Source organism: Paenibacillus sp. NMA1017, from assembly GCF_058895805.1.
Genome location: NZ_JBZXYR010000006.1, coordinates 137,062 through 150,788 on the forward strand (window position 1 = coordinate 137,062; position 13,727 = coordinate 150,788).

At 41.6% G+C, this 13,727-nt stretch carries 12 protein-coding genes; 1 reads left to right on the top strand and 11 read right to left on the bottom strand.

All coding sequences use genetic code 11. The annotated features are described in order from the left end of the window. Window positions 1–56: 56 nt before the first annotated feature. The 7 genes from AC5ELV_RS16595 to AC5ELV_RS16625 form a co-directional block, all read right to left on the bottom strand. Window positions 57–1,418 (bottom strand): caspase family protein, encoded by a 1,362-nt coding sequence (locus tag AC5ELV_RS16595; RefSeq protein WP_190298766.1) that lies wholly within the window; start codon window positions 1,416–1,418, stop codon window positions 57–59. Window positions 1,419–1,623: 205 nt separating this feature from the next. Further along, a complete protein-coding gene (locus tag AC5ELV_RS16600) occupies window positions 1,624–2,121 on the bottom strand; it encodes a hypothetical protein (RefSeq protein WP_190298765.1) in 498 nt (165 codons plus the stop codon). A 1,269-nt stretch (window positions 2,122–3,390) separates the two neighbouring features. Beyond that, a complete protein-coding gene (locus AC5ELV_RS16605; RefSeq protein ID WP_223822022.1) occupies window positions 3,391–3,498 on the bottom strand; it encodes a DUF255 domain-containing protein in 108 nt (35 codons plus the stop codon). A 449-nt stretch (window positions 3,499–3,947) separates the two neighbouring features. Continuing rightward, the gene (locus tag AC5ELV_RS16610; protein WP_493431048.1) at window positions 3,948–4,787 is read right to left on the bottom strand and encodes an MAE_28990/MAE_18760 family HEPN-like nuclease; all 840 of its coding nucleotides are present in this window, start codon (window positions 4,785–4,787) and stop codon (window positions 3,948–3,950) included. After that, window positions 4,784–5,887, bottom strand: a complete 1,104-nt coding sequence (locus tag AC5ELV_RS16615) for a DUF262 domain-containing protein (RefSeq protein WP_190298763.1) — start codon at window positions 5,885–5,887, stop codon at window positions 4,784–4,786. Before AC5ELV_RS16615 ends, AC5ELV_RS16610 begins: the two co-directional genes overlap by 4 nt. A 404-nt stretch (window positions 5,888–6,291) precedes the next feature. Beyond that, complete coding sequence (locus AC5ELV_RS16620; RefSeq protein WP_493431049.1) at window positions 6,292–6,618, bottom strand: nucleoside triphosphate pyrophosphohydrolase; 327 nt, start codon at window positions 6,616–6,618, stop codon at window positions 6,292–6,294. Window positions 6,619–6,694: 76 nt separating this feature from the next. Continuing rightward, window positions 6,695–7,237 carry a hypothetical protein gene (locus AC5ELV_RS16625; protein ID WP_493431050.1) on the bottom strand — a complete coding sequence of 181 codons (543 nt, stop codon included), beginning with the start codon at window positions 7,235–7,237 and terminating at the stop codon, window positions 6,695–6,697. Window positions 7,238–7,589: 352 nt separating this feature from the next. Here AC5ELV_RS16625 and AC5ELV_RS16630 point away from each other — a divergent pair, with 352 nt between their 5' ends. Then, on the top strand, window positions 7,590–7,937 hold the full coding sequence (locus AC5ELV_RS16630; protein WP_023987345.1) for a helix-turn-helix domain-containing protein: 348 nt from the start codon (window positions 7,590–7,592) through the stop codon (window positions 7,935–7,937). Window positions 7,938–7,978: 41 nt separating this feature from the next. On the opposite strand, the gene hcp is transcribed toward AC5ELV_RS16630, so the two are convergent. The 4 genes from hcp to AC5ELV_RS16650 all read right to left on the bottom strand — a co-directional run bounded on the left by hcp (window position 7,979) and on the right by AC5ELV_RS16650 (window position 13,710). Further along, window positions 7,979–9,271, bottom strand: a complete 1,293-nt coding sequence (gene hcp, locus AC5ELV_RS16635) for a hydroxylamine reductase (RefSeq protein ID WP_190298761.1) — start codon at window positions 9,269–9,271, stop codon at window positions 7,979–7,981. Window positions 9,272–9,415: 144 nt separating this feature from the next. Further along, on the bottom strand, window positions 9,416–10,717 hold the full coding sequence (locus tag AC5ELV_RS16640; RefSeq protein WP_493431051.1) for a response regulator: 1,302 nt from the start codon (window positions 10,715–10,717) through the stop codon (window positions 9,416–9,418). Then, window positions 10,668–12,668, bottom strand: coding sequence for a cache domain-containing sensor histidine kinase (locus tag AC5ELV_RS16645; RefSeq protein ID WP_493431052.1), 2,001 nt, complete (start codon window positions 12,666–12,668; stop codon window positions 10,668–10,670). Before AC5ELV_RS16645 ends, AC5ELV_RS16640 begins: the two co-directional genes overlap by 50 nt. A gap of 34 nt (window positions 12,669–12,702) precedes the next feature. After that, window positions 12,703–13,710, bottom strand: coding sequence for a substrate-binding domain-containing protein (locus tag AC5ELV_RS16650; protein ID WP_493431053.1), 1,008 nt, complete (start codon window positions 13,708–13,710; stop codon window positions 12,703–12,705). Window positions 13,711–13,727: the final 17 nt, after the last annotated feature.

The window sequence follows — 13,727 nt, forward strand, 5'->3', positions numbered from 1 at the left end:
GACGTCGACCCACATTTAATTACTAATGTTATAATATATTTCAACTGAATATCTATTTACTCGTCAATTTCATTTAATAATTCTTTCTCAATTTCCTTTTCAAGCAAAAAATATCTTCTAATTTCACCCCAGCAATCCGAAAAGATTTCTTGAATCTCTACTTCCTTTAAATTGTAATCACTAGAATCTGTATATATTTTAAGTTCATCATTAGCAACGTCGAATTCAGAATCAAATATTGTATCACCCATTGGGTGTAAACCTGAAATTTTCAAGGATAGCCCCAGAGAAACAGTTATTTCTCTCGTTTTGTCATCTTCGTAAAGAAATGCACTAATGTTGAATTTATCATCACTTCTCTCAAATATAACTTCTTTCTCCCACTCGTACTCCATTAGAAAATCCATAATTTCTTCTAATATCTTTCTTATTTCATTCTTAAGCTTACTAATCCTTATACAATACGCCTCTACATCTATTTCTTTCAATCCTTCATAATCATACATTGGAAAATGTCTTCCATCATTCTCGAGACCTCTAAGATGAGCAATTATCAAGTCATTTTCAAAATCAATAATAAGTCTTTCAGGAATAAATATAAAATCAATATAATTATTACTTCCTTCAGAACTAGCTCCTGAAACTTCAAAAATAATAAATGTATTTGAGCTAGAGACTTCGGCCCATGGTTTTTGAGTTCCTCTTATGTCTGTACTAGATTTAATATAATCCGGAACTATTTTGCTTAAATAATTCTGCAATGATGTGCTAGTAATAAATCGTTCACGTTCAACTGCTTCGGGGGCTTCTCCATTTAATGCCTTTATCAGAAAATGTGTCCATATTCCATGTCCTAGTTCTGGACTACCGTATGATTTCTCTCCACGTGAACATGACAGAAACATAGCTCTATAATTGCTTGATCGCACAAAATCGCTAAACTCTTTGGTATTCATATCAGCAATAAAATCTCTGCTAACTAATTGCTCATCAATATAACTCGCACATGCATCTATAAATATCAAACATTGATTACATCTTGAGTTTCTTAGTGGCTCCATTAATATTCGGTTTAGTGAAACAGTAGTTTCTTGTATATTATTGGGGTGAGTGTCCCACGTTGTTATTTTGTTATATCCTCCATCATAAAATCCATGACCAGCATAATAGAAAATAAATCGATCACTTTCAGTAAGATTTGATATCTCATATTGAAGTTCTTCATTAAGCGCGGATTTTGTCGCATCAACATCAAGCCAAAGCTTAATATTTTCTTGAGGTACTTTAAGATTATTTATAAGCCATTGTTGAAATGCTATTGCATCATTCCTCGCATAATCAACTGTCTTGATTCTAAATTGATAATTTTCCACTGCTATTATTACTGCGAATGTATTCCCATAAAATCCTGAATTCATAAAACACCACCCATGAATCTGTATAATTTCTTCGAGCAACAGGACGTTGCAAATGTAATACTTTCACTCTCTCTGGGGCAGATCTTTTAGATAATGTTCCTGTATTCACGACCCAGCATATGCTGGGTGTTCGGCGCATGCCGGGCCAAGGACGAATGTCCGCAGCGTGAATATTATGTTATGTGATGTCTGCTTCTTCTTCGAACTACTTAGACAGCTTGTTTGATTTCTTTGCCATGCTTTTAAACTCTTCATATTTCTCTTTAGCAGTTTTAATTTTACTTTCCACTACATAAGGAGCATCATCTGAAAAACTGGGTAATTTCTCATTTATGTAATCGTATAATGATTTTTTCTCAGCAGTCGTCGGAATTATCGGCGCAACAGGTATAGGTAGTGGCTTATCTTCTACTTCTATTCCTTCATGCAAATCAGCCATCCCAAAAGAAAGAAAATTATGAATAGCTCTTTTTCTATCTTCTTCTGTCTGTTTATAATTTCCGTCCGAATCTAAATGAAATCTATCAAATTCCACCATAAGTAGTTTATGCGGCTTCCTGTCTTTATTCCTGTAATATAAGATCACTTCAAGTACTTCCTCACCTGCTAATTGAGGAACAGATTTATGCTTATGATCTTTAGGTCGGGCGATCTTTATAACTTTGCCTGCACGAGACACAAATAAATATCTGCTTTGAATCATCTATCTCACTCTTTCTCTCTTATTTAAGCTGATTTCACATAACGTATTATTCACGAAGTTCATAAATATAAGGAATACAATTGATTAAACGAAATCATCGTGTTTAAATAGCCTTTTTGAAGCATGTTTTTATTATACTATTAAATGGGAAAACATGGCGATCACTAATCTTATACTTTCAAACAAAAGCCTCCGCCAGTTCCTTTGGCAGAAGCTTCTTAACAATTGATTCACGCGAACATCCCAGTTATGTGGCTGTGTACACAGTTAATGAAATCAAAATTTAAAACTTCGCCAATTAACTTGATTAATCGCAATAGCAGTAATAAAGCAATTATTAAGTACATTGTAAAAATTGTAATCTCCCTGCTTATAAATTAATCCAGTAGAATTTATTAATATGAAAATTACTATATAGATTAAGTTGATATGTGATACTAGAACCTCAGAAGTGTATTCGTGTTTAATTTTTTTCTGACTCATAACAACAGAAATAAAAAACTGATTAACCCATACTCCTACTAAGCGATATAAAATTAGAAATAATGTAATCAGAGTATAGAGTATACTATTAAGATTAATTGTGAAATTGGGGACAAATAAAAACAGCAATGCACTACTACCCAGAATAAGTAACAAATATATGAAAGAGGTAACAATCATAGTGGTAATTGTCGAGTATACTTTAAACAATATAACTACTATAAAAAATATAATTGCATCTACAAATAATGTAATAAGTAAAATTCTTGTAAGGCTGTTATACACACTAACGCCTATTAAGATGCCCATTAACAAAAACAATATAAACTGATTGATTTTATTTTTGTAATTTAAATGACTCAAAATCATTATTACTCCTAATAAAGAACCCATAGCCGAAATAAGAGTGACAAGGATCGCATAGTAAAGAATTCTGGGTTCCTCATGAAGGTTCAGATCAGGCGTGTACTTTTTTAGTGCAAAAATAGAGCCCCACAATATTATCATGCCAGCAATAGAAAAACTTATTTTAAATTTAGTTGAAGTATTGGATATAAAAAATGAATTGCTCATTTTTAGTAATGGTCACCCCGAATAACAGCATTCTTTTCTAAACATAAGCCACAAGATTAACTGTCTTATCATACCACAAAATGGATGAATATGACGAACGTTGTTCCTGTATCCTAATGAATAACTTCCACTAATACTATTAGCTGAAGCTTCTATAGAAATTGACCCACACAAACATCTCATCAATGACAGGTACATGTAGGTCAATAAACGTTAGCTATACTCAATAGATAGAAAGATAGGCCTGTTGTCGCGCTTCGCGATTTCAAAAGCTTCGTCCGACCTAGGGAACCAGTTCACAGGAACGTATTGATGCTGCAACTAATACAGCGACTGTTCCTTATCTAATGTATTGGTTCCAAATTGACAAAGGCCCTCACAACATAGGGGAATCTCCTCTCAAGTTAAACTTCGTTGAGTTTACCTTGGTAAGAGATATCAGTACAAATATAATTTGTTCGATTAGCAAACAGCTAGAGCAAAGATCTCATTAACTTCCGTTCTTTTCAATCCTTCACTAAGAACTTCCCTCACTGCTCGTAAACTCATAATTCTCCGATGATTTTTCCGATCTAATTCAACTGAGGAAATATGACTTTTCGATTATGGCTTCATCGGTGACCTCGAAGCAACTTTCTCGGCTACTACGTCGTAATTAAAATCTGTTTAATTAATAGCCTTAATTTGAAAAGGAGAAAACTTGCAAGTAATTAAATGTGCATCAATAAACTCAAGTCTTATTTTCAAGGCTATTTTCACTAAATTGTGTTTTACTTTAAAGCTGGACTTATTGTCGAATTAAATAATACCAACGTTATTGCATATTGCAATATTTGAACTTTAGTTTTTGCATCCTCTAGCTCATTTACAGCTATTTCATTTTGGAAATTCGATCCATGTGCAATAGAATGCCTTTTTTTTAATAATTCATCAATGAATACTATCCATAGAGAATCTTCTCTTGCTAGTTTTCCATCCAATATCGACATATTGTATTTTTCTAAATCTATTTCATATGGATAACTAACAACCGCTTGTATCGTATAGTTTTTCAAATCTTCTAGAAGAGTTAATGTTTCTGAGCTATTATTTTCAAATACTATATCTAAAGAAGACTTGTGTAGTAGTTTAAAAAAGTCCTTTACTCCAAAGTTATTGAGAATGATTTCTATAACTGTTGGAGATGGATTCTTATTACGTTCAAATAAAAAAGGTTCCACAGAAAGTCGAGCGTTTAATTCTCCAAATTTTTCCAATAATTTCCCTTGTATTCTATTATCAATACCGCCACTATCATTTATATTTGATAAATACAAAGAACAAAAAGTTTTTTGGATACGTTTTGGAAATTCCGAAAAACTACAATGCTTGTTTAAGTCCTTGATTAAAGTAGCAGCGGCTTCTTTCATAAATCCTTCAAGATGAGCAACCAATAGAACTACAGCTGATCTACAAAGAACATTTTTTACGTCATCATTGGTTTGTAATTTTATTTGTTCTATAAGTATCTCTATCTCTGACCATCGTTCCTCTAATTCTATAATAAAAAGAGAAGCAAATGTGCTAGACTCTTCATCTTCTTCGCTCACATAATTGTTAAAAGGAGTCATTTGAGCAACCCCTTAACAGCATCAATTCGTTTAGTGACCTTTTCTCTATCATTTACACTTCCAGATACTGTATCGAAGAATGTTGTATCTTTGAATAATGCTTGAAAAGTGTCCTTGTTCAGTTTCGAGAAATCTTGGGAATCTAAGTCAATACTATCTACAACAGCTATTGCTAACGCATCGTATACCGCCGCATTAAATTTAGACATCTGAACAAATTCTCCATTTTCGAATCTATATTTTGCAAAGGCCTGATCTCCAAAGTGTTCTCTTATTACTTTCATTGTTTTTAGAAATTTTTCTCTTAGTAGTACTAATTCAGCATCTGACAATTTGTTGAATTCCTCCATAGACTCAGAGAGGAAAAGTTTGAAACCCTTCTTTAAATTCTTATAGTTGTTATTCCGTAAAGCAAAAAAACGAAGAACTAGTTCTATATCCTCCATCTTTTGAACTTTCTTACTTTCCTCTGGATTATCCAAGTTGATTTGGTTTAAAACTCTGAAATCATCGTGTTTAGCAAGTTCCTTAATCAACTTGTTAAATGGTCCTCTATATATAGCATTACGTAATTCTTGCGCTTCCAACTTAACAGAACCAGAATTCAACCTCTCAAATATGTCGTATTTCACTTGTGGGTCAAGGGTTGAGTCGATTCTTAAACACTTAATTGTTCTTTCTTCCAATCTTCTAATCAGGAACGGAGGTAAATCTTTATATAATGATCCATTTAATGGTTTTAATACTTCCATTCCTTCCAAAACCAACTTATTTGTCATGAAATTAAAAATTGCAGTTAATCTTTGTTGCCCGTCTATTACAGAGTACCGAGCTAAATCGTCAGCCTCATCATCCACGTCCACATCCTGAGATAGATATACCAAAGGAACAGGAATGTTTAGTATCAAACTTTCAATTAATTTTGAAGAAGTTTCTTCGTTCCATCTATGATTTCTTTGGTACTCTGGATCAAGTTTAATTGTGTTCCTTTCAATTTTTTTTACTAAAGTTTCCAAATCATATTCAATACTTTGCGTTTTAACAGTCCGCTCTTTAGCTAGTTGTTGTAATTCAGCTAAATTTTTTTTTAGTGTATTCATAATGGCGATCCCCCATCAATAATTTTCTTACTATCTTCGGCTTTAGCTCCCGACCTTAAACATCTGACGCTGTGCCTCTATAAATTATAACACTATACTCAGCGGTTCATCTGATCTCCTAAAAAATAATGTTATCCTTCTTGCTGTGAGCATTCTCCACATTACTCGCAATAAAAATTCCCTTCACAAATATACACTTTTAAACCTATTACTTCATTTCTCGGATAAGCTTATTCCGACAAGAATAAATAGCGAGCGCCTCATAGAAACTTCATTTGTAATGTTTTTCCTCTTATGCTTCTGAAAATATAAAGACGTTAACCAGATCTCAGCGGTTCATCCCAGAAGCATATCGCATCTCCAATATAAGCTCATCCGCCAAATTATCCGTAATGAGCTTGACATTATTCTTCATCGACATCAATTAAAAACACCCGCTCCTGAAAGCCACCTCGCGCCTCGGCTTTGTCCGCCCGCAGCTTGTCCAGCTCGGTCACATTCGCTCCATGTACTTCTGCCAGCGCTCGGATGACTTCCAGCATATCCGCCAGCTCTTCCAGCGCTCCCTGATCTTTATTCGCTTCAAAATATTCCTCGGCTTCTTCACGAAGCTTCGTTCGCAGTTCCTGCTTATACTCCTCTGGTTCCAAGATACGTGTCCGACATTCCTTGCCCTGAGACATAATGATATGCGGAATCCGATCCCGCACCAGCTTGTTGTATGTAGGCATATGAAATACCACCCTTTCTGATATGGAAGCATTAGCCAGCATCCAACATCTTCCTTTTCGTCATTATATCATTAGCTCAAAAAGAACCGGGGATTATTGATAAAAGATCTACCAATTCATTAAACGAATTTTCTTTATAAATAGATGGATACCGCTTAGACGGATCAGCTACGATCCGTTGTGACAGAGACTCTAGAATAGAGTCCGTTTTATAAAGCAACTTGTCTACTTCCCCCAGCTTCATCGGCTCTTTAGTTACATCATCTTCTCCCGAAACCAGATAATGTACCGTACCGATAAACAGCACTATATCTAAATTGGGCTCAGCATCTGTGTGAATTAAAGGGAACAGGTCAGTTACGGATAAACGAATGTACGATGGAATGATTTGGTTTCGATGAACATAAATAGCCTTAGCCATAGAGAACATCGCTCGATCACAAAGAATGAGGCAGTTTTGAAACTGTTTATGGTCGCGCATCATCTGTGCAAGCTTGATCTGGTATTCGGCAAGCTTTTGAAAATCCATCATGCAATTGAATATGTAGGTGTCGCTGTACTTAGGCAATTTGAAATCGGAATCACTATGTAGTTGGGGACTTAAGGAGTAATGTTTCATGGGGAATCAACTCCTGAATTAAAATTTCATAAATAAGGGTTTTGCAAAATCCTGAAACAAATGTGAGCAACGTAGCACAAATATGTACCATCAAGATGTATAATTTTCTAGCTACCGGACAAGCTTCCTAATAAATATTACTATATAGTAGTTTTTAATTCAATTTACTTACTAACACTTATTAATTAGATGTAACTCTTTCTCTACACTTCTAACTAGAGGATTTTGCAAAATCCAACAAGCGACTTCCAATAATAATATATAGGTCGAGATGATCTAGTTCGTCTATATATTGCACTTTGGAGCGATTGGAATCGATTTTGTAGAATCCTTACTATAGAGAGGTGTATTCATGTCAGAACTTTTGGAATTAGTCGGTACACGTATTCGAGATATTCGAAAGTCTAAAGGGCTTTCCCAGGAAGCTTTAGCCGAAAAAGCAGGATTCAATTCGAGTTATATTGGATTCATTGAGCGAGCGGAGAGAAATATATCTTTGAAAAATCTGGAGAAAATAGCGAAGGCATTGAACGTGGGCGTCTATCAGTTGCTTACATATGTGAAGGACAATGATGAGCTTACCGAAGAAGATTCAAGTATAAAAACCATTTTGACTCTCCTAAGAACTCGTGAATCCAAAGATACTGAACTGGCACTAAAGATTCTTACGGACATCTTTATAAGAATCGACGAACGATGAAACAAAAAAGGAACTGCGCTTTGCAGTTCCCCACCAACCCCTTACGACAACGCCAACATCGCTTTCATATCTTCCTCTGCGGTAGTAATTAGCTTCAAGCCAAACATTTCCACCAACACATCCAGCACACCAGAAGAAATAAACTCAGGCGGCTTTGGCCCAATGCGAATATCCTGGATGCCAAGGCTGAACAAGCCTAGCAGGATGGCAACGGCTTTTTGCTCAAACCAGGACAACACAATGCTGACAGGCAGCTCGTTCACCGTACAACCGAAAGCATCCGCCAATGCCAGAGCGATTTTCACAGTAGAACCCGAATTGTTGCATTGTCCCAAATCAATATAACGCGGAATGCCGGTATCTCCAACGGTGCCATAATCCACGTCATTAAAGCGGAATTTACCACAGGATGTGGTCAGAATAACCGTATCGTTCGGCAAGGATGTAGCCAGCTCGCGGTAATAGTTGCCGCCTTTGCCCGGTGCGTCGCAGCCTGCAATGACGAAGAAACGGCGGATATGCCCGTCTTTAACTGCCTGAATAATCTCAGGAGCCAGCCCGATAACCGTCTCATGATGATATCCCGTTGTAAGCACCTGCTCCGAATCTACATCTGCGGCTGGCAGGGCCAACGCGCGCTCGATCAATGGTGAAAAGTCGTCGTCCATGATCTTGGCTACTCCCTCCAGCCCGGCTACTTCATAAGAGAAGAAGCGGTCTGCATACGTGCCTTTAATCGGCATAACACAGTTCGTCGTAGCCAGAATTGCACCCGGAAACTCTTCGAACAGTCTGCGTTGATCGTACCAGGCTTTACCGATATTCCCTTTGAGATGTGGATATTTCTTCAATGCTGGATAACCGTGAGCAGGCAGCATTTCCGAGTGGGTATAGATGTTGATGCCTTTACCCTCCGTCTGCCGCAGCAATTCCTCCAGCGCATATAAATTATGTCCGGTCACGACGATGCATTGGCCTTCGATTTTATTTTGGCTGACAGTAATTGGCTGCGGAATGCCAAAACGATCCGTATGCGCACGATCCAGCACATCCATGATCCGTACAGCCGCATTTCCGACCTTCATCGCCATTTCCAAATGCTCTTGTACATTAAAGTTAGAATTGGTTAAGGTCATATATAACGCTTCATGCGTGATGCGATCTACCTCAGGATCGGTATAGCCCAACTGGCGAGCATGTGTCGCATAGGCCGCAATCCCTTTTAATGCAAAAATCATCGTATCCTGCAAGCTCGCTATCGTCTCATCTTTCCCGCACACTCCAACTACTTTACACCCGCCACTCGGCGTCTGTTCACACTGATAACAAAACATATCGTTTTCCTCCAAATATTTATAGATATTTGTTCGTTATCCCCAGCGTAACAAACCCCTGAATGCGTAGGTGTGATTACACACACATTTTTTAGCATTTATCATAATAAGACAATGTAGGACAATTCCACATTCCAATTATTCCTATTCCAACGAATTTTCCTGAATTCCACCGCCTTTACGGTACTGCACAGGAGACACGCCCATGGTCTTTTTAAAAGCGGTGCTAAAATAGTGCTGACTGTCGTAACCCGTACGTTCTGCTATATCATAGATAGACAACGTCGTGGAATCCAACAGCTGTACTGCTTTACGGATACGGGCACGCGTGACGAGGGTCACGAAACTGTCATTGAGCTCCTTTTTGAGCACACGGCTGAGATATACGGCGGATACTTGTAGCCGCGAAGCAAGGGCTTCCAGCGTTAATTCCCGATCGGCGTAACCTTCCTGAATGAGCTGCCGAGCCCGGCGTACGATGGGAGACAGCTGCGATTCGCCATACACTCGTTCCCGACTCACCCGGTACGCGTCAATTGCGCCTTCCAGCCCACCCGCGTTGGACTCCACATGCGTATGAACCGCTATATTCAGGTAGCGTCCAATCGCCTGCTCCATGGAAGCACCAATCGTCTCGGGTGCCTCCTGCCACAGGCATATGCCGATCAGCCCGTTCGCATCGCGGAACAACACATGCGGCCGGTCCTCCAGCAGTTCGCCAATAATATTTTCAGCGGCAAAAAGAAACAACTGGCGGTCATTCTCGCGCATAATCGTCTGCCGGGCCTCTGCCGCAGGCCACCGTACGACACCGATCTGAGCAGGCGGCCGCGATGGAAGCCGTAAAAACGCCAACTGCTCCATGACGTCTTTTCCCGTGTGTTGCCCTTCCAGCCATTCCAGGCAAAACCGCTGGCGCAGCAGCGGAATATTCCGTTCAATCTGTCCGGCGGCTTGTTCTACATAGGCAGCACGCTTGTGCTCTTCGTCCATTCGCTGACGAAGCCGCAACAACGCAGCATGAAGCTGATCCGCATCTACCGGCTTCAAAATATAATCCTCCACACCAAGTCGGACAGCCTCCTGCGCATAAGCAAACTCATCATGCCCGGAAATGATCAGACAGCGGCATTTCAGACGCTCTTCCCGCAGCCGCCGAATCAGTTCAATCCCGTCCATGAACGGCATGTTCATATCGACCAGCACGATGTCGATACTAAGCTGACCCAACAGCTCCAGCGCTTCTTCTCCGTCCTCCGCCTCTGCTGCCACCTCCATTCCCAGTGCCGCCCAATCTATGCAATCTCGTATCCCCTCACGAATGATCGGCTCATCATCTGCGATCAATACTTGATAACGTTTTGCCATCCCTATGGTCACTTCCGGTATGGCTTGGTCAATCAGATTCGCCGTAGTCGAGTTGTCTGTGGCCTTTGATTTCGTCATCCTGACCCTCTCCTTTTTCATAAGGCTTCTTCAGTTGCGCCATATCCAGCAGCAACGGATGAATGATCGTAACGCAGGTACCTGTCCCTTCTTTGCTCTCCAGTACAATTCCATATTCCTCGCCAAAAGACAACCGGATACGCGCTTGTACATTCAGCATGCCATAGCTTCTGCCATGGGTATTAACTCCCTTTTGCTGCTGCTTTCCTTCCATCGCCTCCAGCGGGATTTCCAGCCACTCACGCAGTTCACGCAGACGTTCTGCCGTCATCCCTGCGCCATCGTCACGTACCGTCAGCAGCAGCTTGTCGCCCTCAGCTTTAGCTTCTATCCAAATCGTGCCTGGGCCACGTCTGGCCTTGATGCCGTGATAAATCGCATTTTCCACTACAGGCTGAAGCATTAACTTCAACACGAACAGATCCTTTAGCTCGTCGGGAACATTCAATTCCCAGCGAAGTCGGTCACGATAGCGGGTTTGCTGGATTTGCATATAGCTCGATATATGCTCCATCTCGGAGTGCAGCGGAATAAAGTCATCCCCCTTGCTCAGCCCGAGGCGGAACAATCTCGATAGCGCTCCTACCATGTCAGATACGTCATCCGCACCATTTTTCCGGGCCATCCAATGAATCGTATCTAGCGTATTGTATAGAAAATGGGGCTTAATATGCTCCTGAAGGCTGCGCAGCTCGGCATCTCGTTTTTGCCGTTCTCTCAGTTCGCTAAGTGACATGAGACGGCGAATTTGCTCCAGCATCCGGTTAAAGCTCCGCCCCAGCATTCCGACTTCATCCCCACGGTCACTCCATTGGCGAACTGTAAGATCCCCTGTCTCTGCCGTCCGCATATAGGACATCAGCCGAAAAATTGGCTGCGCAATGGAACTCGACAATCGCAAGGATGCCGTTAAGCCAAATAGACATACAATGAAAACAAAACAGACGACATAGAACTGAATTTGTCGCACTTCCAGTGTAGATTCGCGTGCCGGGAATACCCCCACTGTTCTCCAGCCCGTGAATTCGGAAGCCCTGAACATGAACAGCAATTCTCTGCCCCCAGCTTCACGGGTAAACATCCCGCTGTCACCTGCCCCGAACCATTGCGGCGGAATGCGCTCAATCAAAGGCATATCCGGTCTGTACACGCTGCGTCCCTCAGCATCTGTCACCATTAAATACCCGCTTTTGCCCAAGGTTACATCTCTGGCAGCCTGCGACACAGCCCGTAGCTTGAGGTCAATCATAATCGCGCCTAGCACGCGTCCGGTTTCCGAATCCGTAACTGAACGGACGACGGATACAATTTCGCTGTCCTTGTACCGGACATGAGTGGTCACATTACGGTGGCTCGGCTGTCCTAGCACAGTGAATATGCCTGCATGCTGCGCCGCCTGTTGGTACCAGCCTTCTTCCGTCAGGCTACGCGTGCTTCGAGCATACATTTCGTTGCTGATATAGTCGCCTTTTTCGTTCACGATCAGAATCCCTGCAATTTCAGGATATAACGTAGTATAGCCCTGCAAAAATTGCTTCATTTTATACAGCGTATCCTGCTCCTGTACAGAACTTAATGCCTGCTTGGAGCTGAGAGCCTGATTTTGCGCCGAGTTCTGAGTCTGCTCCCCCTGATTTTCCGGTGTTATTACACTCGCATGACCCGCGTGGCCGTCAGCCAGCGTCTTCCCTTTCCAGAACTCCCCGATATCGGGGTTAAAAGCAATCAGATACGTCATGTTTTGCAAATTTTCCATTTTGGTGTCCAGCGCTTCGTTCACCTTGCCAATCAACTGCATCGTATGATCTTCCACCTGCCGCTCAATAATCCGTTCCACCGTCCAATTGACCAGCAAACCTAATCCCAGCGAAGGCACAATGCCAAACAACAGGAACAGCAGCATGAGCTGATAACGTAAAGGCATATTGCGCAAGCGTAACCGCGGCATCATTTGGAGCACCCCTAATTGGATACGCTCCCAAAATTTATTTCGCATAATAATCGTCTACATTCGCCCGGGTGACCACGGAAATCCCAGTATCTACCCGCACGGGCAGCGGAGTGTTGTCGCCAGTGGAAGAAGGTGCAGGAATCGTCAAATGATGATGCAGATGGAACAAATATTGAAGCGACCAATAACCCATATTCCATGTTCCCTGGGCAATCGTTGCCGAGATCGTCCCACCACGAATCATATCCAATGTCGCTTTATTCGTATCAAAAGAAATGATTTTCAGTGGATGGCTCTTCTTTTGACTCAGCACCGCTTCACCCACACCTGTTCCTCCCGTTGCATCGGTCACAAAAATGCCCGCCAGTTTCGGATAAGCTTTCATCAGCCTTTGCGACTCATCCCGGGAGACCATCGCGTCTCCGCGGCTATCTGCGACTTCCACCACCTTCATCGCAGGATACTGCCGCCTAATGGTATCGCGAAAGCCACGCGAGCGTTCCTCATGATTTTGCTGTCCAGGCAGCGTCAGAACAGCGACCTGACCTTCTCGTCCCAACAGCTCTGCCATTTTATCCGCAGCGGTCACGCCCGCCTTATAATTATCCGTGCCCAAAAAGGAATACGCCCGGCTCCCCGGCGCTCCGGCATCAAACAGCACCACAGGAATGCCCGCGTCCAGCGCCTTATTAATCACCGGAATGAGAGAGTGAGGATCAATCGCTGATATGGCAATCCCTGCGGGCTTACGAGCAATCGCCTGTTCAATAACGGTCGTCTGCTCCTGCGCATCATAACGGGTAGCTCCCCGATACTCCACAGTCACCCCCAGCGCATCCCCGGCATCCTCGAAGCCCTTGAGCCCGCTTTTCCAATACTCCAAACCAGACTGGAACGTAATCATCATATAGGTTTCTCCGATGCTGCCTCGTAGCCCCTTATCTTCCCAAGTACCATTCAACGGGCCAGTTTGTTCATACCTGAACACATAGAGAGCAAAGGCCGCAATCAACAGCATATATACCAGCAGCGTTTTTTTCATCCTTCCTCTCCTCTTCC